Raw genomic sequence first — 25,434 nt, 5'->3', positions numbered from 1 at the left:
TGCTGCATTTCTATTTATACCCGCTTTTTGTTTTACCATTGATTAGGTTTATTTTTGAACTATGAGATCATACTTATTTGCTGCGGCCATTCTTTTTTTAAGCGCCTGTAATAATGCGGCCGAAAAACCTGCTGCACCACCAGTAACAGCCGCCCAGGAAAAACCGGATTTCTTTCCTGTAACATCTTATATCAAAGGGCAGATAAAAGGGATCTACGATAAAAAACTCAACCCTATCAAGTATATCACTGTTAATGATAAAACAGATTCCGTTTTCCTTAAGTTTGAAGGACTGGAACAGGAGATGACAGAATTCTTACACCCGGAGATCGACTCTGCGAGTCTTGCCAGTCTTTTTACAGAAACAAAATTCCTGGATCAAACCATCAATGCTTTTACATTTACGTACGATCCCAAAATAAAATTACCGGATACAATGCAATTGAACCACTGGGATGTGTATATAGAGCCCGAAACCGGCACTGTACGACGCATTTATCTTACCAAGAGAGTTGCCCCGGATAAAACGCTTCAGTTGACCTGGCAAAACAATGAGTGGTGTAAAATTGTTACTATTGTCAGTGACAAGGAAGGTTCCTCTAAGGTTGAAAAAGAAGAAAAAATTTCCTGGGATTACTAATCAACATGACACAGAAAGAATTTGCCGAAATTGCAGTTACCATACCAACCCAGCCAGGCATCTATAAGTACTACGATGCTTCGGACGAATTACTGTATGTAGGCAAAGCAAAGCACCTGCGTAAAAGGATCAGCTCCTATTTTTCCAAAACATTTACCAGCTATAAAACGCACGAGCTGGTGCAACGCATCCATCACATCGAGTTTACAATAGTGAACAGTGAGCAGGACGCTTTTTTGCTGGAGAATACATTGATAAAAGAGTTTCAACCAAAGTTCAACATCAATTTAAAAGACGATAAGAGTTATCCTTTCATCGTAATAAAAAAAGAACCTTTTCCCCGAGTATTTTTTACCCGTAAAAGAGTGGAGGATGGTTCCAGGTATTTTGGCCCTTACACATCGGTGGTTAAAGTAAAGGAGTTGCTGGATTTTATCAAGCAGAATATTTTATTGCGCACTTGTAAGCTGAACCTTACAGAAAACAATATCAAAAAAGGTAAGTTCAAAGTTTGCCTGGAATATCATTTAGGTAATTGTAAAGGCCCTTGCGAAGGTTTGCAAACCCCCGAAGATTACAACGAAGAACTGAACCAGTTGGCCAATTTATTAAAGGGTAATCTTTCTTCCGTAATTCAGCATTTTAAAACAGAAATGAAACAGCATGCTGAAAAGATGGAATTTGAAAAAGCCATGATCTTTCAAAAAAAGATAGAGCACCTGCAGAGTTACCAGTCCAGGTCAACAGTAGTAAATACCAAAATAGGTAATGTAGATGTTTTTTCTATCTTGGAAGATGGCAATATTGCTTACATCAATTACCTGGCCGTTAGTAATGGCGCCGTAGTGCAAACCAAAACCATCACCCTGCAAAAAAACCTGGAAGAAACAGCAGCAGAAGTACTGGCCTTTGGTATAGCACAACTCCGTACCGTTTTTGAAAGCGATGCAAAAGAGATCATTGTACCTTTTGCAATTGAATATCCCGAAGGCGATACAGTGATCACAATACCTAAGGGCGGTGATAAAAAAAAGCTGCTGGAATTATCGGAGAAGAATGTGAACTTTTTTACTGAGGACCTGAAGCGGAAGAAAATGCTGAACCTGGAGCAAAAGACCAGTGATGAAAAATTAAAGGTATTGCAACTGATGCAGCACGACCTGCATTTACCCGCCTTACCGGTGCATATCGAGTGTTTTGATAATTCCAATTTCCAGGGCAGCTATCCCGTATCAGCAATGGTATGTTTCTTAAACGGCGAGCCGGCCCGGGCTGAATACCGGAGGTTCAAAGTAAAAACGGTAACAGGTATCAACGACTTTGCATCGATGAAAGAAGTGGTTTACAGGCGTTATAAGCGCTTGCTGGATGAAGCCAAGCCTTTACCGCAGTTAGTGATCATTGATGGTGGTAAAGGCCAGTTAAGCGCTGCTATGGAAAGCGTGGCGGAGCTGAACCTGCCTGCATCAGTTACCGTGGTAGGACTTGCAAAAAATGAAGAAGAGATATTCTTTCCCGGCGATACGGAATCTATAAAATTACCCTGGGACAGTGAAAGCCTGAAACTGATCAGGCGTATAAGGGATGAAGTGCACAACCATGGTATCACTTATCACCGCAACCTGCGCAGCAAGGGCACATTTAAAAATGAACTGGCACAGATAAAAGGCATTGGTGATGCTACTGCCGACCAGCTTTTAAAAGAATTCAAGTCAGTAAAAAATGTACAATCAAAAACAGCGGAAGAACTTGAAAAGATAGTAGGTAAAGCTAAAGCGAGGATCGTGGTGGATTATTTTAAAGAGCAGCAACCTTCTTAAAAAAAACAGGGGGCTGGATGGAAATCCTGCCCCGTTTTAAAATCCAATATCCTATGAAAAACCGAGACAAATATACACACAGGGACCGCTACAAAAAATACCCTTAAAGTGGTATTTTTTAAACGGCAAGTTCTATTTAGCATACGGCAGCAACTTATTACAAACAAAAAACCCCGGGATATCCGGGGCTTTTATCAAAATACATTTTCCTGTTATATTAGTAACTCCACAGGTCCTGTTCGTAGTTGAATATTTTTTCTTTGATATTCTCACCTTCCAGTAACTGAAGGATGGGTTTATCTTCCAGGCCTTTATAGCTTTTAATGGCCAGGTCATAAGGATTATCAATGGTACTCTTAATGATACGTCCATAGAACATCCTGCTTTCAAATAATTCTTCCCAGCTCATACGGGCGCCAAAGTTTTTACCATTGTACACTTCGTATTTGGCAAATACCGGCCTCATATCAGGATAATATACCCAGAACATAGGTGTTTCGCCTAAATCAAGACCTTGAGTGGTAACAATCCTTTTAAGCGGAGCGATACCTAAGATACGCCAGAATAAACGGGAGCTTTCTTTATCAAAGATCACTTCTTCTTTAACCTGGAATTTATAGAATGAATCCAAGTTTACATCATTGCGTTTGTATACAACAGATACTGGGTTACCCAAAGAATCGTATGTTGTAACAGGTATAGAGTCACCAGCAATTTTTGTTGCCACCTGAGATATGGTCATAGGTGTTGTAAACCTGTCATCCACCGCATCAAAAACTGTTACGGCGCTATCCTGGATAGCTTTGAACAGGATGGAAACGAAACGCTGGTTACCATTATTTTCGTCAGCAGAGTAACGGAAAGGAAGGTTGATCTTTTCCCTTGCATCTATCTCACGCCATATTTTATGCCTGAACAAAGCGTCATCGCTTCTTAAATTTTCGTAAGGCAGCGGGGTCTTATCCCTCAATGCATCGTCATCCACTGCAGCATCCCTGCGCAAAGAAGGCAGTACCACTTTAATTGGTAAGCTGTCAATTTTGGGAGCAGCAGCCACCGGTGGAGGGGCAGGTATACTGTCAACAACAGCTGCAGTAGGTTTTACTTTTGCATTGGTTTTGCCTTTTGCAGTTTTGCTGGAAGAGCGCTTTTGAGCTGCTCTTGGCTTTGGTTTAGCCTTTCCCTTTTGGGCTTCTGCAACGTGTACAAAAAGGCCCATGCAAACTACCAACAAAAAATACTTAACAAATTGCTTTTTCATAGCTTTTATAATTAGTGCGATTAAAATAGTGTAATGCCTTTACCTTCAATTGTTCTCTGTCCATCAGGGCCGCTCACTTTTACGTTATCAAAAGTAATGGTTGAACCTGGGCCGCATCTCTGCATCAGGGCTTTTATCGGAGCAAGGCTGTTGCTTGTAATTGCTCCCTGTTGCAGTGTTGGGAAGTTTGCTCCGGTAAAGTATACAGTTGCACTTACAACGGAATAATTTAAAGCGAAGTCAAAATTTTCCAGTTCTGCACGGCAAAAATCCTGTGATTTAAATACAACTGAAGCCATCCTTATTTTACCATCACCTACTTTGAATACAGGATCAGGTATTCTTTTAATACGGAAATCGAATTTGCTCGATTTACCGTCAGCAACTACATTGATACTTGCTGTACCAGGTGCGGATACCCTTACTGTTCTGTTAGAACCTGTACCGGAAATAGTACAACCAGTACCAGTTACGGTTGTTTTATCCCAACCAGATCCTGAAGAAATAGTTACAGGATTATCAACACCAATGTAGAACACGTTCATTTTATCCAGCATCACAGCTGCACCACCTGGTACACCAACCACATATTCAACTTTCTCATTAATTGGAACAGGCTTTCCATCTTCTCCTGTAAATGTTCCAGTAATCTGTATGGTGTGAGGGCCTGAACCACTAACAGTTGTTTTATATTCAGTTTGTCCGTTTACCAAAGACTGTGGAGAACCATTGATAGTTAATGTTCCCTTAGATGCAGAGCTATATGCACCAACACCAGCCTTTACAACTAATTCTTGACCGGGCATTAAATAATTTGAATTTTGTCCAACCAATACACCAACCTGGTCCATGTGTACTTTAACCTCGCCTACTTTATTATGGCAAAAAGTTACTACCTGGTTCTCTGCATTTTTAACATTATTCTGAAACTTACTCAGCATAGTTAAAGCGGCAATGGTAGGTGTCATGTGAAAGTAAGAAGAAGTAAAATCTTTCTGATGACCTTCCTGGCTTAATGGTGGCGTTACATCAATAGGTAATGTTTTTTCAAATTGAGCTCTGATTGTTGGATCGATATTCAGCATTGCTTCTTTATAAGCAACCAATTTAGCTTCAAATTCTTTTCCTTTACCATTGGTTTCAAAAATGCGTGTAGATGCATCAAGCCCATCAAGTTTAAAATCTTCTACACCATCAACAATTCTTAAACCAGAACCTTCTTTTAATTCCTTTTTCAATGCTTCGATATAAGTGATCATTTCATCAGACAATTTTTTTGCGGACTCCGCCTTTGGCGCCCAGACATTTGCCTGAGCTGCTGAAGCTGCCTCGCTTTTCTTTTCTTCCAATGATTTGTATAAAGTTGCGTTCGATGCAGAGATATTACTATTTGAAGTCTGCAAACTGCTGTCCACAGTTCTAAACGCATTGATTACTTCGGCTGACACGTTAAGTGCCAAGATCGCGGTCAATACCAGGTACATGATATTGATCATCTTCTGCCGGGGCTCTTTAGGTAAAGCCATAATATTTTAGATTTACGGGTTGTTTAAATTTTTATGTTTTCTTTTACTTTGGGGGTTTTGATGTTTAGTGGTTAGTGCGAGAATAACGTCAACTATTAACCGTAAACAACAAACCGTAAATTATTTCTTATCTGCCCTGCATTGCATTCAGCATGTTACCATACACTGAATTCAGTTTGCCCAGGTTGTTGGCCAATGCACCAATTTGTTCTTTAGCTTTTGATGCATCATCCACACTGGCCATCATGGTAGCACTTGCTTCGTTCAGTTTACCATAGAAGTTGTTCAGTGATTTCAAATGGTTGTTAGCTTCTTTCAGTTCCAGCTCATAAATAGTATTTAAAGAGCTCAGGTTTTTGGTAAGACCCTGTACCTGCTCGTGGAAACCTTTAGCAGATTCAGAAGCGTTATTAAATGAAGCCATAGTAGCTGCACTTGAAGTAAAAGCGGCGCTCATGCTTCCGATAGCTGCAGTAGCTTCTTTTGTTTTAGCTCCAAAATCGCTGGTGCTTTTCACAACATCACTAACGTCGGCAATGTTAGCTACAGTACCACCTAATTTGTTAAAACTATCACCTAATTTTTTCAGGTTAGCTGGAGTGATGTCTGCTTCCTGCATCATTTTATCCATAGATAACAGCGGGTTGGTACCGGCAACTGCAACTTCTGGAATATCGTCATCTTCTTCGTGGTGTTTTGGTTTGATCCACTCAATAGCAGCGTACACTAAAAATATCGCTGTTTCCGTCCACATACCCGTTGTAAGCATTACATCCGCGTAAGATTTGTGGGTTAATTTTGCCCATGCAGCAAAAATGATAACTGCCGCACCCGCACTCACCAATACATCGATCACTGTTAAGAAGGTTCTTTTTTTGTACTTAGCCATGACGTTTTAAATTTTAAAAGTTTTAACTGGGGGTTATTGTTTTAGTTTGAATGATACAAAAGTTTGTGACTTGCCCGTAATATTATTAGTATCACGGGCAGCCTCAATAAGTTTTTAGTTCTGGAAGTGTTTTATTATTTTTTGCCTTTCTTAGGTGCAGGCGGCAAGTCAATCACACAGCGGAAACCGATATAAGATTTTGCTGTATCCTGGTATTCGTAGCTGCGGGTTCCGCATCTTAATAATGCACCTACATCTTTCCAGCTACCACCGCGTAATACTTTACGTTTATCACGTGGTTTATCTGTTTCTTTAGCATTGTACCTGATATCAGGGTTCAGATCGTGCTGGAAGTTATAAGCACCTTCGTAGTATAAAGATGAGGTCCATTCTGCAACATTACCTGCCATGTTATACAAACCAAAATCATTCGGCCAGTATGCATCAGCCCTTACAGTATACAAACCACCATCTTCAGGATAGTTACCGCGGCCTGGTTTAAAGTTAGCCAGCAAACAACCTTTTTTGTTCCTTAAATAATATCCGCCCCATGGATAAGCTGCCTGGCTTCTGCCGCCACGTGCTGCATATTCCCACTGAGCTTCGGTTGGTAAACGGAAATCTGATTCTGTATTCCTTCTTTTGCTTTCCAGGAATGCATTCAGGTAGTGGGTCCTCCATTCGCAGAATGCAGTAGCCTGTTTCCAGTTAACACCTACAACAGGATAATTTCCAAATGCAGGGTGACTGTAGTATTGTTTAGACATTGGCTCGTTGTAAGAGTAAGAGAAATCCCTTATCCAGCAAAGAGTGTCAGGATAGATCTTGATCGCTTTTTTGATAATGAATTTTGAACGGGGAACAGTTGCATCCCTGTTCTGGGCTGCAGCTTTGTAATCAAAAGTTTCAGATTGGTATTCCAGCTTATTGGCATCAATTTCTTTTTTGCCAAAAATGCGGTTATCAGGAGTAACGATCATGGCATCAATTTTTTCCAGTGTTGCCTTGTCACCCCATTTGATCGTTTTTATTCTTTTCCAGTCAAGGTAGGTATTTCCATCAGGAGCCTGCTTTTCGTAACCCATCAGGTGACCACCGATCGAATCCCTTACCCAGTTGGTGAACTGACGGTATTCGTTGTTGGTGATCTCAGTGGCATCCATCCAGAAGCCGCTGATAGAAACAGCTTTGTTACGGGCAGTAAATGCATAACTCACATCCTCGTCACTTGGGCCCATGTGGAAAGTTCCAGGGTTGATGTAAACCATTCCCGGAGGTTTTGGTAAACTCCACCTTGGAGCAGGCGCAACGCCGTATAACTGGCCATCATTGGGAAGAGACCCGCCCGATTTGTTTTTTCCACCGAGCATTTTACAGCTAGTAGCAGTAGTGGCGATAGCAGCGATAGCTATCATGCAGAACAACTTGTTCTTCATTGTTTTTAACTTTGAGGGTGATAAGCAAATGTAACGATTATTTTGAATTAACGTCATTTTGTGAATTTTTCCCGGATTAAATTTTTTAACAAAAAAATGATGTCCAAAGATGATAAACGACGGAAAAATCCATTTATTGTGACTAATCTTCAAATTTTATTCTTCTTTAATCTGTTTCATCAGCTCTTCTATTGTATTAACTGGCACTTTGCAATTATATTGCCTGCACAGGTAAATAAATGTTTCGGCCCCGGCTTTTTTTCCTGATAACATGGGAAATTTTGTATTCTCCGTGCCGGTGGCTTGTACCACTTTGCCGGGTATATAACGCTGCAGCAACCCGTTAAGTACCGCTTTAAAATCTTTGCCGGCCACTACAATCTCATTTATCCCAAACGTGCTTTTCAGGAACAAGGATGCCCAAATACCAAAAGAAGTTGGGTACCGCAGGGTGGCTGTTGCCAGCGAAGTGCTTATTTTTTCGGCCCGGGAATGCCATTCGGGCAAATTGTACACGATAGAAAGATAAAAAAGGTTCTCTGCCATGATGCTGTTGCCCGATGCAGTGGCACCGTCATACACTTCTTTTTTCCTGAAAATAATATCAGCCTGGTTGCGGTGTGTAAAGAAGAAAAAGCCGGTCTCATCATCCGTAAAATGTTGCAATACCTGTTCGGTAATGGCCTTCGCCGTATCCAGGTAAAAACTGTTCGCAGTGATCTCCTGTAAGTGAATACAGGCCTGGATCAAATAAGCGTGATCATCTAAAAATGCCGGGTATTTTGCAATGCCATCTTTGTAGGTATGATAGTACTCTAAACCCGCCTCTTTATTACTGAATTTTTCGAGTAAAAACTGCATGGTCTCAACCGCCCTGTTGCGGTATTTTTCTTCCTGCAATGCTGCCGATGCTTTACACAGCGCCGTTACCATCAGCGCATTCCAGCCCAGCAATATTTTATCGTCTGTTGCAGGTCTTACCCGCTTGCTGCGTTCGTTCAATAATTTTTGCAGGCAATCATTCATAGTGCTGTTGAAAACATCTGCCTGGAGTTTGTTTGCAGTGGTAAATGCTTCTTCATTTTGCAATATGCGCAGGATGTTCTTCCCTTCCCAGTTACCGTTTTCCGTTACATCAAAAAATGCGTTGAAAAGGGGTGCATCTTCCTGCAATATCCTGCCCGTTTCTTCCTTGCTCCATACGTAAAACTTCCCCTCCTCTCCTTCGCTGTCGGCATCCAGCGCTGCGTAAAAACCACCTGCTTCGTGTAGCAGTTCCCGTTCGGTGAATGCAATGGTTTTCCGTATCACCGCTTCATATTTTTTATGGCCGGTTATGGCATAGGCATCGCTGATGATGTTCAGTAAAAGGGCATTGTCGTACAGCATTTTTTCGAAGTGCGGGGCCAGCCATTCGTTGTCGGTGCTGTACCGCGAAAAACCGCCCCCTGCATGATCGTAAATACCGCCTTCCATCATCTTATCTATCGACAGCAGTGCCTGTTGTAATGCAGGGGCATCGTTGGTGTAATAATGATATTGCAGCAGGTATTGTATGATAAATGTTTGCGGGAATTTGGGGGCTTTTCCAAATCCTCCCCATTCAGTATCGGCCTGTTTTAAAATGTTCTCCGTAATAGTGCGGCAGTTATCTTTTGTGAACACAGTGTCGCTTACCGGCGCCAGTGTTTGCCCAAAATTATTGGCCTGCTCCAGGTGTGCCAGCAGGTTATCGGCCTGGGCCTCTATTTCATGCTTTTTTTCTTTCCATGATAAGGCGATCGCTTCCAGTACTTCGGGCCACGAAGAGCGGTTAAATGCCCTTACGGGAGGAAAATAAGTGCCGCCATAGAAGGGCCTTGCATCGGGTGTTAAAAACACATTCAGGGGCCAGCCACCACTGCCGCTGATGGCCTGCACGGCATCCATGTAAATATGGTCCAGGTCGGGCCTTTCTTCGCGGTCTATTTTGATGTTGATGAAGTGCTCATTCATTTGCCTGGCCACTGTTTCATTCTCAAAACTCTCCCTTTCCATTACGTGGCACCAATGGCATGCCGCATAGCCGATGCTTACCAGTATGATCTTGTTCTCGGCTTTCGCTTTCTCCAGTGCTTCTTCTCCCCATGCATACCAGTTTACAGGATTGTGTGCATGCTGCAGCAGGTAGGGGCTGCTTTCGTTTATGAGCCTGTTGGTGAACCGGTGTGCCATGGATGATTTTTTTAGATGCCAAATATCCGTATAAATCGCTAATGACGTCAATGCAAAAGAGACCCGGTGGGTCTCTTTACTTTTTATAAAAATTCAGTTATTTCTTTTTGTAGGTGGAGAGGTATAATTCCAGGGCGCTTACCATACTGGGCGCTTTGGGTTGCGGCGCTTTTATATCCAGCGTTAAACCCGCTTCTTCAGCTGCTTTAAGAGTGTTGGCGCCAAATGCCCCGATCCTGGTTCCGTTCTGTTTAAAATGCGGGAAATTCTCCATCAGGCTTTTTACACCACCGGGGGTGAAAAAGCAGATGACATCATAATTTCTTTCCACTACTTCCTTTACATCGTTGCTGATGATGCGGTACAATACCGGTGTGGCATACTCGCAGTTATTTCCCTTGAGCCAGTTGGTTATTTCGCTATCGAAAGATTCGGAGCAGGGATAAAGGAATTTCTCGTTATCCTTATGTTTATTGATCACATCAAAAAGGCTTTTATTGCTGCCATCGGCACCGTAAAACACTTTTCTTTTGCGGTATAGAATGAATTTTTGCAGGTACAGGGCAACAGCTTCAGTAATGCAGAAATACTTGGTATCCTGGGAGATACTCACCTTCATCTCGTTGCAGATGCGGAAGAAGTGATCGATCGCATGCCTGCTGGTGAATATCACCGCGGAGTAGTTGACAATGTCGATCTTTTGTTTGCGGAAATCTTTGGCTGCAATACCATCCACCACTATAAACGGGTGAAAATCAAGGGTTATGCTGTGCTTTTTTGCCAGGTCAAAATACGGAGACTTTTCGCCCTCGGGCTTTGGCTGGGTTATAAGTATCTTCTTTACTATTTTATTAGCTGAAGTTTCAGCCTTAGTGGCGCCGTTTTTAACCATACTATTCGGGAAAATGGTTTTGCAAAATTACAGATTTTTACTCAATAAAATCAACAAGGTCTTGTAAATGAGCAAAAGGGGGATTATTTCCACCCCGGCTATGTACAAAAAGAAGTGAAACCTGCTGATTTTCAATTGGTTTTGTATCAGGCCATAGGACCGGAAAAACCGCATCAGCAGCAAAAAACACACCATCAGCAGCGAAATAAGGGCACAGGTGGCCGCAATGGGTTTATCGGAGAAGGCGATGAAGATGGTAAAAGGTAACAGCATGATGCCCATGATCTTGCTGATGAGGAAGATGACAAAGATATAGGTGTCGGTGGCTTCGGCGTAGCCGGTAACCCAACCGGTGAATTTGAGGGTGCTGAACTTACCCAGGTAAATAAGGGCAAGCAGGGCAATGCAGGCGCCCAGCAATATCCATTTGTTCTGCATGGTTATCAGCTGGTATTGCAGCAGGATGAAGTAAATGTAAAAACCACCGCTGATAATAAAGAACAGGTTGAAGAACAGGGAGGGCAGTTTTGCCTGCAGCAACTGATCGGCCAGCTGGCTTTGCCGCAGCGATGTGTTGAAGAACACCCGGAACAGGTTGGTAAAATATTTTGCAAAGAACACCCTGATCAATGCCATGAAAAGCACCAGTGCCGCCACCAGGTAAAAATATACATCGGTGGAACTTGCTCCCCGTGGCTTTACGATCATGTTTACCGGCGTGCTGTTCTTTTTAAAGAAGATATTGTTGCCCAACAGTTCTTTAAGTGCCTGCTGGTAATGATCGATGGTATCGGTGGGGTGTGCAACCTGCAGGCTATCCTTAATAATAGTTTGCGTGGTATCTTTTAATGCGGCCGTGGTATCATGCAATACATGGGCAGTATCTTTTACAGGCGGAATGGTATCGTTGTTTTGTGCAGCAAGCCATACAACCATACCCATCATTAATGCCAGTAATAAGACTACTCTTTTTATCAAACCGTTTTTTTGCAAATGTAAATGCTGTACAGCAGATTTCTTTAAAAGTAATTCACATAACCAAAATGAATTTTGGAGGCTTCCCTGATATTGAATTTAACATCATCTCTTTTACCAATGGCGTAACTGATATTGAGCAAGCCCAGTTTTGTTTCCAGCGCCATACCAATACCGGTTGAGATAAAACTGTTGTTGAGGTTTACATTCTGATATTTATTTTTTACCATACCATAATCAACAAAGCTGAAAAAATAAGAATTCAAACTTGCCCGTATGCGGTACTCAGCCGTGGCCACTGCATATTGTGTGGCATAAATGCTTTCTTCATCAAAACCACGCAGCAGTTTGTAACCACCTATCTGGAATAATTCATTCCGGAATATGCTCTGGCTATTATACACAGCTGCATTTATGGCTGTTTTAAAAGTGGATTGCTTGCCGGTGGGAAAATAATGTGCGGCCATCAATTTTACCCTTAGCTGGTACGATCTTTCTTTGAGTGAATCGTACAGGCTGGCATAATTAAAGGTGGGGTCTTTTATCGAGAGGATATCATTATTGCGTTTGATGTTTTTGATACCCACCGATGTGGTCAGTTTTATTTCGTTACCGGTTCTTGGGTTCAGGCGGTAATCAGTTTTTATCCATTCGTAATCGATACCAAAGTTGGCAGCGCTTACATCAATATTCTGCGGCAGTGTTTTGGTAAGTTTTACCTGGTTGGTGTCTACACCATTGGCCAGTAAAAAACTGTTTTGTAATTGCACAAAAAATTTACCCGATTGATTGGCCGATAAAAGATATTGTATACCGAACTGTCCGTTGACCTGTAAAAAAGTAGAATCTTTTTTAAACAAATCGAATGCGAAGGTCAAAACCAAAATCGGAATTAAAAATATAGGGTTGCTGGTAACCGAGGTTCAGCCGTGGCGATTTTTTTTGCAGTTGCTGCCAGTTGAAGATGATCGATTCTCCCCCGCTCAATGCGTTCTTAAGGTTTAAATTCACATCGGCAGTCAGCTGAAATTTATTATCCAGCCCGCTTGAAGGCTGCAGCCCTATTAAAAAGTTGAACTGGCTGCTTTTTTTAGGCAGCAGGTACAGGTTGAGCACAGCACCGGTGCCCGTCATCGTTACATCGCTTGGTTGCGCCTCCTGCAGGTAGGGTAACTCCAGCATTTTTTTGCCTACCTGTTCCAGTTTTTCTTTATTGTACGGGCTTTGTTTGGGTATGCTTAGATAGTGGTTCAAAAAATTCCTGGATATTTTAACCTTACCAAATACCCTTATGCTGTCGATATGATACAGCGGTCCCTTATTCACTTTCAGCAATGCGTTGACCTTATCTTCCTGCAGGCGGATACTGTCCAGGAAGACCTGTGCAAAGGGATAACCATTTTTTTCGTAGTAATTTAAAATGCGCAGCTGTACAGTTTGCAGTTGCTGCATATTGAGCAGTTTGTCGGAAAAATTCTTTTCGTAATAACCGCTTTCATCCATTGCTTTTTTTTCAATATCGTTGGGCAATAGTTTTATCCAGTAATATTGGCGGCCTAAAAAAAGTTTTATGTTGGCAGCCGTGGTATCGGTCCATACACTATCCACCGATGCTGTTGGATAACCTTTAGAACTTAAGATAGTTGTAAGGTTATTGATATACAGCTGGCATTGTATACAATCCACAAAAGCAGTTTGTAATTGCAGTGCCTGCAGGTTAAAGCTGCTATCTTTGTCTACCAATTGAATTTTTAATGGAAAGCTCAGCTTACCGGAGGATGCGATAGTGGTGGTGCCGGGTACAGGAGGCTGGGCAAAGGTGGCGGGCAAAAAAACAGTATTGCAAACAACTATTGCCAGCAACAAAAAAATATGGAGTGTAACCCTACATTTGTTCATTAATAATTCAAATCTAAAATATTATCCCGATAGTTGCGGGATGTAAATTAAAATCTTTGGCAGGCATTTATATACATATCCCATTTTGCAAACAGGCTTGTAATTATTGCAATTTTCATTTCTCCACTTCCCTACAGCAAAAGAGTGCACTGGTAAACGCTTTGCTGCATGAGATACAACTTACTGCGGGCGGTACGGAAGTTAAAGAGACCATTTCAACACTTTATTTTGGCGGTGGTACACCCAGCCTGCTTACTGCGGATGAGTTACAGATGATAATGGATGTGTTGCAACAGCACTTTGTTTTTACACCCGGCATGGAAGTTACACTGGAAGCCAATCCTGATGATATTACTGATGATAAGCTGCAGCAATGGAAAACACTGGGCATTAACCGGCTGAGTGTAGGCATACAAAGTTTTTTAGAAGCAGAATTGCAATGGATGAACCGGGCGCATACTGCAGCAGAATCGCTGGTATGTATTGACAGGATTAAGGTTGCGGGCTTCACTAATTTTTCTGTCGACCTGATCTATGGTTCTCCTTTACTGAATGATGCAGACTGGAAAAAAAATGTGCAGACGGTTATTGATAAAGATATTCCGCATATCAGCTGTTATGCATTAACAGTGGAACCGAAGACGGCACTCGATAAAATGATCGCACAGAAAAAGAAAGCCCCGGTAGATGCGGAAAGACAGGCGCAACAATTTTTATTGCTGATGCAGTGGATGCAGGAGGCCGGTTATGAACATTACGAGATCAGCAATTTTGCGAAGCCGGGTTTAAGAAGCAAACACAACAGCAGCTATTGGAGCGGCGAAAAATATTTTGGCTTCGGGCCATCGGCACATTCTTTTAATGGCAGGAGCAGGAAGTGGAATGTTGCGAATAATGCTTTATATATTCAATCCCTGCAAAAAGACACGATCCCTTTTGAAGAAGAAGTTTTGACCCCTGTACAACAATTGAACGAATATATTATGACGGCATTGAGGACGATGGAGGGGATCAGTACAAAGTATATCAGTACAAAGTTTGGAGAAGAGAAAGCTGCAAGGGTAATAGCTGCAAGCTACAAGTATGAAAGTACGGGTAAGTTGAAAATGGTGAATGGCCGTATTGTTTTAACTGCTGAAGGAAAATTATTTGCCGATGGTATTGCGGCGGATCTATTTTTTTGATCGCCATGGCTGGAGTTTTTACAAGGCATATTACTGGGCAGCATTTCGTTCGGTGAAGACACCGACCGAGGTGCACCGACAGGGGAATGAATAAAAGATTTTGGGAATTAAGAATGCGACTGCTTCCTGATATATTTCACCAACTCTCCTATTGATAAACAAGCTATCATTAAAAGAATTGTTGTTGCGCCGATATTTGAAAATGAGAAAGGCATCGTTGTATTTTCTTCCTTAAAGTTACAGCATATTTACACCAATGTTGTTTCTATTTCGTTAAAACCCTGTGCTGCGGGCAGGTTTTCCCACAATATTTTATAAATGGTTTCTGCTATAGGCATATCGGCATTTACCTTTTTGTTAATCAGGTACATACATTTGCTGGCATTGTATCCTTCGGCCACCATGCTCATTTCCAGCTGGGCGGCTTTTACGGAATAGCCTTTACCGATCATATTACCAAAGGAGCGGTTGCGGCTGTGCAGCGAGTAACAGGTTACCAGCAGGTCGCCAAGATAAACGGATGCTGCATAATTGGCGGGGCGGTGTTCTTCTTTTACCGGCCAGTGTTCTGCATGGCCCACTTCAATGTTTTTGATACCCGATTTAATGAGGAAGCTTGCCATTTCATCGGCGCTGTTGGCTATCAATACGCTTAAAAAATTATCGCCGTAATCCAGCCCGTGTGCAATACCCGATCCTACTGCATAAATATTTTTCAAGATGGCTGCATACTGCACGCCGTAAATATCATTGTTATCAATGGTGTTCAGGTATTCCGTTTTAAAACTCGCTGCCAGCTGCCTCGTCATACGGTCATCAATACCCGAAAAGGTAAGGTAAGATAATTTTTCTGCCGCCACTTCTTCTGCATGGCAGGGACCGAGGACTGCAAAATAATCTTTCAGTTCCACTCCAAATTCCTGCTGCAGGTAATCGTTCAGCAATAAATTCTGCTCGGGTAAAATGCCTTTAATGGCAGAGATGATCTTTTTGCCTTCGAATATTTTTTTGGGCAATGCCTGTAATATATCTGCTGCATAAGCGCTTGGCACTGCTATGATAATGCAATCGGAATGTTGTACCAGGTCGGCAGCATTGGTGGTGAGTGTAAGTTTACTGATATCAAATTGTGCCGAAGGTAAATAATGCAGGTTGTGATGCCTGGCCTGTATATGTTTGATGGCTGCTTCGCTGCGGTGCCACCAGTAAATACTGTTGCCATTGTCGGTCAAGATCTTTGCAAGCGCCGTTCCCCAGCTGCCACTTCCTAATATTCCAAAGTTCATCGTTACGAGTTGTTTTTGTTGCGGGTTACGGAATACAAGTTACGAGTTTCGGGTTATTTGATTGTTTGCAGAGGTTAGACTATCGTGTAAAGAAATATCAATTAACCCGTAACTTTTTAACCGGCAACTCAAAGCCCTAATTTTTCCACTGCCAGTTGTGCTGCTATCTGGCTGGCATCTTTTTTATTGTAGCCTTTTGCTTCGGCGATCAGTTCACCGTCTACAGTAGCGCCGATGGTGAAGAGGCGGCGGCCATTCTCAAATTTTTCCTCCAGTGTTTCAAATTCCAGTGCTTTGCCGTTCTTGTTGGCCCAGCCGTACAGGCGGTTCTTGATATTGATCTCGATGATCTCCAGGTCGTCGATGAACAAATGGGGCATGATGATATATTTCTCCACCCATTTTTGTGTACCGGGATAACCTTTGTCGAGGTATACCGCACCGATCAATGCTTCGAGGGTGTTGCCAAATATCTGTGATATTTTAAGGGAGTTGTCGTATTTATTATAAAAGGTGATCTTTTTAAGGCCCATTTTCAATGCAATATCATTCAGCATCTGGCGGTTCACCATTTTGCTGCGCATTTCGGTTAAAAAGCCTTCTCCTTTGTAGGGATATTTTCTGAATAGGTAATGTGCTATGATGGAACTTAATACTGCATCGCCCAAAAATTCCAATCGCTCATTGTTCTCATCTGCGCCTTCTCTCACACTACGGTGGCTGAGTGCCGTTTTATACAACGCAATATCTCCCGGTGTAAAGCCAAGAATATTATTGAGTTGTTTTTTAAACTCCCGGTTCTTGTTTTGACTTTTGAAAAAATCTTTAATGAATTGCAAAGTTGCTAGAAATATATTTAATTGAAATTATTCTTATGCTTTAACTCAGTTATAAAGTTAAGATTTTTGTTACAGATACACAGCGGCCAGCCTTACGTTTAGTTTTGTATAGGATGGATTTTTTTGTAGTACTAACCACTACATAATTACTGGTACTATTTACCTGTACTTACGCTTTATACTTTTTTACTATCACTGAGGCATTGTGCCCTCCAAAGCCAAAAGTATTGCTGAGTGCAGCATTTACAGTTCGCTGCTGGGCTTTATTAAAAGTGAAGTTGAGCTTAGGGTCGAGTTCCGGATCGTCGGTAAAATGGTTAATGGTTGGAGGAACAGTATCTTTTGTTACTGCCATGATACAGGCCAGTGCTTCCAGGGCGCCTGCTGCACCCAGGCAGTGGCCGGTCATGCTTTTGCTGGAACTGATATTGAGTTTATAAGCGTGCTCATTGAACACACTCAATATGGCTTTTGTTTCGGCAATATCTCCCAGCGGAGTGGATGTGCCGTGTACATTGATGTAATCAATATCTTCCGGCTGCATACCGGCATCTTTCAATGCGGCCAGCATTACATTTTTTGCACCCAGCCCTTCGGGGTGGGGCGCTGTAATATGGTGTGCGTCGGCTGTGGCGCCGCCGCCTGCTATTTCGCAATAAATTTTGGCGCCTCTTGCCAAAGCATGATCCAGGCTTTCCAGCACCAGTACGCCGGCGCCTTCGCCCATTACAAATCCATCTCTGTCCTTATCAAAGGGGCGGCTGGCTGTAGCGGGACTGTCATTTCTTTCGCTGAGGGCTTTCATGGCGTTAAAACCACCTACACCTGCGGCGCTTACCACGGCCTCACTTCCGCCGGTTACAATAATATCGGCCTTACCCAGGCGGATATTATCAAAGGCATCGATGATGGCATTGGTGGAAGAGGCACATGCTGATACCACGGCAAAATTGGGACCGCGGAATCCATGGCGCATGGATATCTGCCCTGCGGCAATATCCAGTATCATTTTGGGAATAAAGAAAGGATTGAATCGTGGTGTACCATCACCCAAGGCATAATTGGTCACTTCTTCCTGGAAGGTGATGAGGCCACCGATACCGCTGGCGAAGATCACTCCCACCCTGTCGGCATCCACATTTTCTTTGGTGATACCGGCATCTTTTACTGCTTCATCGCTGGCAATCAATGCAAACTGGCAGTAGCGGTCTATTTTACGTGCTTCTTTACGGTCTAAATACGCTGTGGGGTCAAAGTCCTTAACTTCACAGGCAAACCTTGTTTTAAACTTGCTGCAATCGAATTGCTTAATAAAATCACAGCCACTTACGCCATCAGCCAAACCCTGCCAATATTCTTCAACAGTTTTACCCAACGGTGTAAGGGCACCTAATCCGGTTACTACTACACGTTTAAAAGCCATAAAGTTTACCTGTGATAGTTAAATGAAAATTACTTAGCATGCTCTTCTAAGTAAGCAACAGCCTGTCCAACAGTAGTGATGGTTTCGGCCTGCTCATCCGGAATAGAAATGTTGAATTCTTTTTCAAATTCCATAATAAGTTCAACGGTGTCCAAGCTATCGGCACCTAAATCATTGGTGAAAGAAGCTTCTGTGGTTACTTCTGCTTCATCAACTCCCAACTTGTCAACAATTATTTTGTTCACCCTTGTTGCAATGTCTGACATAATTTTAAAATTTAGTTTGTCTAGGCTGCAAAAATATACATTTTGCAATAATTACAAAGAAATATAAATAAGGGCAAAATTGGGGGTTTTTATGTTGTCTGCCAAGTGTTTCGGGGGTATATAATTTTATTGAAAACTAACGGGAATATCATTTTTTATTTGTATAAGGCGGCCGGTTTTATACTTTATGCGGCTGAATAAAAAATCATTTACCGTTACTGCTGTAACTGCCGCCTGCCCTATACCGCGATTATAAAAAAAATTGTATATTGTAATTACTTCCGCTACACTGACAGCAGTATACTAAAACACAAACTGATATGGCTTTAAAACAAATAGATCATGGCTCTCCGGAATACAGGCAAATGATAGCTTTGCGGATGGAAATATTGCGCAAACCCCTGGGACTTACTTTTACGGATGATGAACTGGCAAAAGAAAAAGATGATATCCTGATCGGCGCTTTTGACGAGGATAAGATACTGGCCTGTTGCCTGCTTACCAAGGTGGATAGCAGTACTATAAAATTGCGTCAGATGGCCGTACACAATAATTTACAAGGCAAGGGCATTGGCGCCAGTATGATGAGCTTTGCCGAAACTGTAGCCAGGGATAAAGGCTATAAAAAATTAATGATGCATGCCCGCAATACCGCGATCGGCTTTTACGAAAAATTTGACTTTAAAGTAAAGGGCACAGAATTCATTGAAGTGAATGTACCGCACCATGTGATGGAGAAGAGGTTGTGAGAGGAGTTGCGGGTTAGGGGTTGCGGGTTACGAGTTAAAAAAGTTACGGGTTAGGATGTTAATTTGTTGTGCCTGTAACCTTATTATAATATATTATATACCCAATTCTTCGCAAACGATCCACTAACCCGCAACTCGTTACCCGTAACCCGTAAATTCTAACTTGAGGCGATCTTCTCCCTGAACAACTTCCTCGCTTCGTGTACATCATCATCGGTGAAGGCATCTTTGGGCACTATAAAAAAGGAGCGGCTATTGAAGTAGAGGTGAAAAAAATAAGGGCTTTCTATCCAGGTGCTGAAATCGCTCCAGGGCCAGCTGCGGCTCCCTCTTTCATTTTCTATACGGAATTCATCGTTGGTTAATGTTGCTTTCAGCCGGTCGCGGAAGGTGGCGGCCTTTTTGTATACCATATTGGGCAACAGGTACCAGAAGGTGATCATCAGCACAAACCACAATACTGAACTTACCAAAAAAGGCAGCGGCAATATTTTTTTAAAGAAGAACAGGCCTGCAGTGATGATGGCAAAAACATTTACCAGTATGATCATTATTTTTATTTCCCTGCGGCTGATGAAGTGATAGCGGAGCGCCTGTATAACCTTTTGTTTGTTGTAGGTAAAGAATTGTGATGTCATGCCGCAAAGATACTGGATAGCGTTTATTGATTGCAAATATCACCGGCAACTTTGCCTCCTCCATCGGCAGGCATACCACCGATCAAATGGCCCCGCAATGCGGCGTTGAAAAAACTGGTCCTGCGGTTGGCCGCTTTTCCTTCGGGTGTACTGTTATCCTGTACCGGTTTGGTGCCGCCAAATCCCACCGCGATCAACCGTTTGCAATCCACACCCATTTTTACCAGTGCGGCACATACCGCCAATGCTCTTTTTTCTGACAGGTCCTGCGCTGCATTTGCATCACCACTGTTATCTGTATGGCATTCTATACGCAACAAGCTGATGTAGGATTTATCATCGAGGTATTTTTTTATGATCTCCAGCGCTGCCGTACTTTCCGGTTTTAATTTGGCGCTGCCCGCTTCGAACAATACCTGTTTTTCGATCTTTACCTCGTTGCCTTCCAGTTTATAATCCTGTGCAGTTGCAGTACCGCAGAATAATAAAGACAGGCCGCATACAAAACAGCTGATGACGGCGATTTTAATTTGTTTTATTTTTGGTTTCATCTTTCAACATGTTTGTAAACAAATATAAGTACAAAGCCGGCATTGCTGTAATATTATTACCTGCACTTGTTGCGGCTTTTTTTTCGTGCAAACAAAATAAAGCACCCCGTACCGTAGATCGCAGTTTTTATTACTGGAAATCTGTTTTTAAACTCAATGATCTTGAACAAAAGCAACTGGATGCATTACAGGTAAAGACGCTGTACATAAAATTTTTTGATGTGGGCTGGGACCCGGCCACACATGCCGCAATTCCTATTGCAAAACTGCAAAGCACGGGTTATAAATTGGCCGCCGGTATAGAGGTGATCCCTACTGTTTTTATTACCAATGAATGTATACAGCAAATTGACAGTGCACAGGTGGAAGGAGTTGCAGCTAAAATTGTTTTGCTTACAGAGCAACTCGTTGCCGCCAACCAGTTTGCCACAATTGAAGAGTTGCAGATTGATTGCGACTGGACCGCCGGCACCAGGGATAAATATTTTTTACTGTTATCGCATATTAAAAAATTAAAGCCTGCTTTAAAATTATCCGCCACCATCCGTTTGCACCAGGTAAAGTTTATTGCCAAAACGGGTGTACCGCCTGTTGACCAGGGCCTGCTGATGTGCTATAATATGGGCAACCTGAAAAATATTGCCACTAAAAATTCGATCATTGAAACGGCAGAGCTGAAAAAATATATTGGCAATCTTGCCGCTTATCCTTTACCGCTGGATGTGGCGCTTCCTTTGTTCAGTTGGAAGGTGCTGTTCCGTAATAATATTTATACCGGGTTGATACAGGACCTGCCCGATACTGTTTTGAATAATGCTTTTACCATTAGAAAAGATAACCGTTTTGAAATACTGAAAGATACTTTGCTGCAGGGTTATGATCTTAAAAAAGGAGACCTGATAAGAAATGAAGCAAGCGATTACAAGGAGATCATTGCCGCGGCGGCGGCCATAAACGATCAACTTAAAAATACCCGGCTTAAGGTATCACTCTACCATCTTGATTCTGTAATTTTAAATAAATATTCCCTTCATGAACTGGAAGCAATTTACAATAGCCTTCGTTAGCATTGCCATGATCTCTTTTCCGCAGAATATTATTGGCTGCGGCCCCGATGCTGACCCTTATGATTATTATACTTCCTTTTTTCACCAGAACCTGCCCGATGCGAAAGGTTATAAACCGTTCTATTATACCGGTTATAATTTTTTGTACGACGAGAATGAGCCCTTGTTACCTGCCGATGCATTGGCAAAAGAATGGAGTAACTACTGCGGCAATAATGTAAGCGATGCAGATGCAAAAAAATTCGTGAACAAATTTGCCTGGAAAGACCTGAACAATCTTTATTTCAATATTGAAAAAAACCAGCCTTTAAAAATACCCGACAGTGTTGCGCACAACAGCATGACGGATTATTTTATCAAGCAAAAAGACCTGGAGGGCCTGGGTTATATCATGTATGCCAAACAGGTGGAACCTTATGTGTATGGTGGCGAAACCAGTTGGGATGTTCCGCAGCGGGATAGTTTAAAAATGGCCAAATTGATCAAGAACGGGCAGCAATTATACACGGTTGCCAAGAAAGATATTTTCAAACTGAAGTTTGCGTACCAGGTATTGCGACTGGCACATTACAGCGGCCGTTATTTTGATGTAATTAAATGGTATGATGAATATGCACCCAGCATTACCGGTAATAGTGTATTACAACCCATGTGTGTTGCATTAAAGGCCGGCGCATTATTCCGTACCGGTGAAAGTAAAGAAGCAGCCTATTTATTCAGTAAGGCTTTTAATGCATCGGTTGTAAAACGGATCTCCAATTACCTGGGTTTTAAATGGAGCGTGAATTCGCAAACAGAACGCAGTGAATATTTGCAGCGCTGTTCGGGCAATGCAGAAAAAGCTGCGATGCTGGGGCTTTTTGCCATTGGCAGCTCGGGCAATGAGATAGCCGCAATGAAAGAAGTTTATAAACTGGATGCCGGTGCTGATATACTGGAAGTGCTGGCTGTAAGGGAGATCAATAAACTGGAAGAAAAATATTTCTCCCCTTTATTACAACATGAAAAAGGTGGCAAGGCCTTGTATCTTTCCTGGAATGATGATGCTTCGGACAGTTCTTTAAATGAAAACAGCAAAGCGGTAAAAGAACTCAGTGGCTTTTTACATGATGTAGCTGCAAAGAATACTGTTAAGAACCCCGGCCTGTTTGAGACCGGTGCCGCCTATACAGCCTACATGCTGAAAGATTACAGCACTGCAAAAAAATATTTGGCTGCTGCAGAAAAGATGAAGCTTTCTGAAAAAGTAAAAGATCAATGGGCGCTCACTAACTTATTAGTGACCATTAATGAAAAAGAAAAGATAGATGCTGCTTTTGAAGAACAATTATTGCCATCGATATTATGGTTGTATGACAAGGCGAAAAAAGAAAAAGCAGAAGAAACCGGCTACTATAGTATTCAGCAATGGAAAACTTTTTACCGTAACCTGATGAGCGAGATAATGGCACAGCGCTATCACCAGCAAGGCGACCTGCACAAAGAAGCATTGGCTATTGGCGCTGCCGATGCAATCATAAATAATTATACCGGTTATGCTGCAGGCGTTAATTTTTTAAGAAATAAACTGGTAAGTAAAGATGTTGAAAAGCTGTATGCATTAATAGACAATAAACAAGCCAATAAACTCGAACGCTTTATTATTGATCACAGTTCGGTAACGAGAACAACTGTGATCGATTTTGCCGGCACGGCGTACTTAAGGGATTATAATTATGCCAATGCCATCAGCTGGTTTAAAAGATCCACTGATAAAAAGAACAGCAGCATTAATACCAATCCTTTTATTGATCTTTTATATGACCAGGAAGAAGCATTGCCTAATGAAGTAAAATACAGTACCACTAAACTGGCTTTTGCGGAAGAAATGTTAAGGCTGGAAAAGTCTTTAACAACCGATAAAGCTAACCTTGCAAAGAATCTCTACAAAATGGCCAATGGTTTTTATAATATGACCTATTATGGTCACGCCTGGTTGCTGGTACAATACGACCGCAGCGGCAGCGATGGTTATTATATGCCCAAAGATGCCACCGCTTTTGAAAGAGAATACTATGGCTGCTTTAAAGCTCAGGAATATTTTGAAAAAGCTATGAATGCCAGCACGGATAAAAATTTTAAAGCCCGGTGTTTGTTCATGATGGCCAAATGCAGCCAGAAGCAGTTATCCCGTCCGCAATACGACGACTACCAGGATAATTACCAGAAAATGGAAGTTGCTGAGAAAAAATATTTTGAAGATTTTATGAACAGCAAGTATTTCCCTCAACTGGTGAAAGAATATGGCAATACTGCTTTTTACAAACAGGCCTGGAACAGCTGCAGTTACCTGAGAGATTTTGTTCAGAAAAAATAACCGGGATATTATTTACCGGGGCAATCCAGCATGCGTCTTTGCCGTTTGGTCAACTTCGGTTGTTCCTGACCGTAAGTCTTCTCTTTATATGCCCTGTAACCAAATATGGGTACCCGGAGAATAAAATAAAAGTCCACGCCTTTCGTTTTGGCCATTCTTGCATTGATGAGTGATGCAAATCCCACTACCAATGGACCCAGGCGCAATGCGGCCCCCATATTAAAGCCCGAGATGGAATTATAGCTTATTGGCATGTACAATCCCCCTAAAGGTATCTCGGCCCTGGGTGTTACATACAAAGAGGTGGGTGTGTAATTGCCATTATAATAATTGAACTTAGAAAATACCAGCGGTACATTCAGTTGTGCAGCCACACCCAGCCATTTATTAAAATAACGGTCGTAGGCCAAATGCAACGTAGTAGGCAGTTGCATAGTAACTGCAGAAGGCTCTGTACGTGCATTAAAAAGATTTTTATAATAGTTGGCCTTTTGGTACGGTTCCGATGAATCGGATGGTGTATTGAATTGTTCTGTAAAATAGTTATTGCCGGAAAATCTTGTATTGATGGTCTTCATTTCCTGCTTCGGGTATTTGATGAACCCGATATCGGTAATGGATGCACCTACACGCCAGATATAATTGGCTGTTTTTTCGCTGTAGGAATTCTCATACACCTGCATATCTTCCCGGTACTCATAATTCACCCCGATATCCAAACCGATGCCCGGGTTTTTAAATGAGACAATATCTTTACCGGCTATCGAATCAATTGTTTTGGTATAATCCAGCGCAAAAGTTCCTCTGGCGTTAAGGATGGCTTCTTTCATTTTTCCATCAGCCGGGTCGATGAGTGAGTCATAGGTGTAGCCGAGGTTATTGGTGTGAAAAGAAAGTGCCGCTATACCGCCTAGGTATTTTACAGAAGCGCCTACTTTCCATACGCCGAAATCGCTGTTGGCAATCTGCCGACTGTAGGTCAACGCTATTTCCTTCCATCCATGCACACCGGCAAACATGTCGCTGATGGATAATTGGTGATTGATCAGGAAAGAGCTGATAGTGTCCTGCAGCAATGAGTTGAGCATGGGTGTTCCAACGCCATATACATTGGTATATAACCTTGCACGGGTAGTAATGGCAAAGGCGTGTTTATCCGATAATCTTATTAATAGAGAGGGGCCAAATACATCTGTATTAAAATTCATTTTCCCTCTTTTGGTAATCGGGTCGGGATAGAAAAAGCCTGACCGGTCATTATTGCGCTGGCTGAACTTAAATGCCACTACGTTATTACCGCCTCCTACAGAAATGCCTACCAGGTTAACGTCGGCCCGTACACGATGATTTAAAATATCAGCAGGATTGTTCAACATGCTGTATACACCGGCATAGGCCGAAGTTTGGTAGCCCATATAGGATTGTGCTCCTGCTGCATAGCATACCAATTGCATAGCTGCAAAAAGGCCGATGCTTTTCAGGTACGCACGGATAAATGAAAGAAAATTCTTTCGCATAGCTGG

Annotated in this window: 22 protein-coding genes; 6 read left to right on the top strand and 16 right to left on the bottom strand. The window is 42.2% G+C overall.

From position 1 onward, the window contains the following. Positions 1-61 precede the first annotated feature (61 nt). Positions 62-640, top strand: coding sequence for a hypothetical protein (locus QM738_RS09905; RefSeq protein WP_462276531.1), 579 nt, complete (start codon positions 62-64; stop codon positions 638-640). A gap of 5 nt (positions 641-645) precedes the next feature. Next, positions 646-2,460, top strand: coding sequence for an excinuclease ABC subunit UvrC (uvrC, locus tag QM738_RS09900; protein ID WP_462276530.1), 1,815 nt, complete (start codon positions 646-648; stop codon positions 2,458-2,460). A 217-nt stretch (positions 2,461-2,677) separates the two neighbouring features. On the opposite strand, the gene porN is transcribed toward uvrC, so the two are convergent. The 9 genes from porN to QM738_RS09855 form a co-directional block, all read right to left on the bottom strand. Beyond that, positions 2,678-3,721 carry a type IX secretion system ring subunit PorN/GldN gene (gene porN / locus QM738_RS09895; protein WP_462276529.1) on the bottom strand — a complete coding sequence of 348 codons (1,044 nt, stop codon included), beginning with the start codon at positions 3,719-3,721 and terminating at the stop codon, positions 2,678-2,680. Positions 3,722-3,741: 20 nt separating this feature from the next. Continuing rightward, on the bottom strand, positions 3,742-5,247 hold the full coding sequence (gene porM / locus QM738_RS09890; protein ID WP_462276528.1) for a type IX secretion system motor protein PorM/GldM: 1,506 nt from the start codon (positions 5,245-5,247) through the stop codon (positions 3,742-3,744). Between the two features lie 127 nt (positions 5,248-5,374). Further along, complete coding sequence (gene porL / locus QM738_RS09885) at positions 5,375-6,136, bottom strand: type IX secretion system motor protein PorL/GldL (RefSeq protein WP_462276527.1); 762 nt, start codon at positions 6,134-6,136, stop codon at positions 5,375-5,377. Positions 6,137-6,270: 134 nt separating this feature from the next. Further along, entirely contained in the window at positions 6,271-7,572 is a 1,302-nt protein-coding gene (porK, locus tag QM738_RS09880) for a T9SS ring complex lipoprotein PorK/GldK (RefSeq protein WP_462276526.1), read from the bottom strand. Between the two features lie 156 nt (positions 7,573-7,728). Next, positions 7,729-9,786, bottom strand: a complete 2,058-nt coding sequence (locus QM738_RS09875) for a thioredoxin domain-containing protein (RefSeq protein WP_462276525.1) — start codon at positions 9,784-9,786, stop codon at positions 7,729-7,731. Positions 9,787-9,883: 97 nt separating this feature from the next. After that, a complete protein-coding gene (locus tag QM738_RS09870; RefSeq protein ID WP_462276524.1) occupies positions 9,884-10,678 on the bottom strand; it encodes a uroporphyrinogen-III synthase in 795 nt (264 codons plus the stop codon). Between the two features lie 27 nt (positions 10,679-10,705). After that, positions 10,706-11,656 carry a DUF4271 domain-containing protein gene (locus QM738_RS09865; RefSeq protein ID WP_462276523.1) on the bottom strand — a complete coding sequence of 317 codons (951 nt, stop codon included), beginning with the start codon at positions 11,654-11,656 and terminating at the stop codon, positions 10,706-10,708. A gap of 41 nt (positions 11,657-11,697) precedes the next feature. Beyond that, positions 11,698-12,531, bottom strand: coding sequence for a BamA/TamA family outer membrane protein (locus QM738_RS09860; RefSeq protein WP_462276522.1), 834 nt, complete (start codon positions 12,529-12,531; stop codon positions 11,698-11,700). Further along, on the bottom strand, positions 12,506-13,483 hold the full coding sequence (locus QM738_RS09855; RefSeq protein ID WP_462276521.1) for a BamA/TamA family outer membrane protein: 978 nt from the start codon (positions 13,481-13,483) through the stop codon (positions 12,506-12,508). The genes QM738_RS09860 and QM738_RS09855 overlap by 26 nt, the downstream gene beginning before the upstream one ends. 125 nt (positions 13,484-13,608) lie before the next feature. Between QM738_RS09855 and hemW the strand changes: the two genes are divergently transcribed. After that, positions 13,609-14,736: a radical SAM family heme chaperone HemW gene (gene hemW / locus QM738_RS09850; protein WP_462276520.1), complete on the top strand. Its 1,128-nt coding sequence runs from the start codon at positions 13,609-13,611 to the stop codon at positions 14,734-14,736. Between the two features lie 248 nt (positions 14,737-14,984). Here the strand turns inward: hemW and QM738_RS09845 are convergent, their stop codons facing one another. The 4 genes from QM738_RS09845 to QM738_RS09830 form a co-directional block, all read right to left on the bottom strand. After that, a complete protein-coding gene (locus tag QM738_RS09845; protein ID WP_462276519.1) occupies positions 14,985-16,022 on the bottom strand; it encodes an NAD(P)H-dependent glycerol-3-phosphate dehydrogenase in 1,038 nt (345 codons plus the stop codon). Positions 16,023-16,150: 128 nt separating this feature from the next. Continuing rightward, positions 16,151-16,861, bottom strand: a complete 711-nt coding sequence (gene rnc, locus QM738_RS09840) for a ribonuclease III (RefSeq protein WP_462276518.1) — start codon at positions 16,859-16,861, stop codon at positions 16,151-16,153. A gap of 169 nt (positions 16,862-17,030) precedes the next feature. After that, positions 17,031-18,284, bottom strand: a complete 1,254-nt coding sequence (gene fabF, locus QM738_RS09835; protein WP_462276517.1) for a beta-ketoacyl-ACP synthase II — start codon at positions 18,282-18,284, stop codon at positions 17,031-17,033. A gap of 29 nt (positions 18,285-18,313) precedes the next feature. Next, the gene (locus QM738_RS09830; RefSeq protein ID WP_430987719.1) at positions 18,314-18,550 is read right to left on the bottom strand and encodes an acyl carrier protein; all 237 of its coding nucleotides are present in this window, start codon (positions 18,548-18,550) and stop codon (positions 18,314-18,316) included. Positions 18,551-18,870: 320 nt separating this feature from the next. Here QM738_RS09830 and QM738_RS09825 point away from each other — a divergent pair, with 320 nt between their 5' ends. Next, complete coding sequence (locus QM738_RS09825; protein WP_462276516.1) at positions 18,871-19,299, top strand: GNAT family N-acetyltransferase; 429 nt, start codon at positions 18,871-18,873, stop codon at positions 19,297-19,299. A gap of 158 nt (positions 19,300-19,457) precedes the next feature. On the opposite strand, the gene QM738_RS09820 is transcribed toward QM738_RS09825, so the two are convergent. Next, complete coding sequence (locus QM738_RS09820) at positions 19,458-19,937, bottom strand: YcxB family protein (RefSeq protein WP_462276515.1); 480 nt, start codon at positions 19,935-19,937, stop codon at positions 19,458-19,460. Positions 19,938-19,960: 23 nt separating this feature from the next. Then, the gene (locus QM738_RS09815; RefSeq protein ID WP_462276514.1) at positions 19,961-20,488 is read right to left on the bottom strand and encodes an OmpA family protein; all 528 of its coding nucleotides are present in this window, start codon (positions 20,486-20,488) and stop codon (positions 19,961-19,963) included. 8 nt (positions 20,489-20,496) lie between these two features. Here QM738_RS09815 and QM738_RS09810 point away from each other — a divergent pair, with 8 nt between their 5' ends. Together QM738_RS09810 and QM738_RS09805 are read left to right on the top strand one after the other, a co-directional pair. Beyond that, positions 20,497-21,555, top strand: coding sequence for a hypothetical protein (locus tag QM738_RS09810; protein ID WP_462276513.1), 1,059 nt, complete (start codon positions 20,497-20,499; stop codon positions 21,553-21,555). Next, positions 21,521-23,911: a hypothetical protein gene (locus tag QM738_RS09805; RefSeq protein ID WP_462276512.1), complete on the top strand. Its 2,391-nt coding sequence runs from the start codon at positions 21,521-21,523 to the stop codon at positions 23,909-23,911. The genes QM738_RS09810 and QM738_RS09805 overlap by 35 nt, the downstream gene beginning before the upstream one ends. Before the next feature lie 8 nt (positions 23,912-23,919). Here QM738_RS09805 and QM738_RS09800 read toward each other — a convergent pair whose 3' ends face one another. Continuing rightward, positions 23,920-25,428 (bottom strand): DUF5723 family protein, encoded by a 1,509-nt coding sequence (locus QM738_RS09800; RefSeq protein ID WP_462276511.1) that lies wholly within the window; start codon positions 25,426-25,428, stop codon positions 23,920-23,922. Positions 25,429-25,434: the final 6 nt, after the last annotated feature.

The organism is Ferruginibacter sp., from assembly GCF_049840995.1.
Lineage (GTDB): Bacteria > Bacteroidota > Bacteroidia > Chitinophagales > Chitinophagaceae > Ferruginibacter.
Note: the sequence above shows the minus strand (reverse complement) of the source record. Positions and strands in the feature narration are given on the sequence as shown.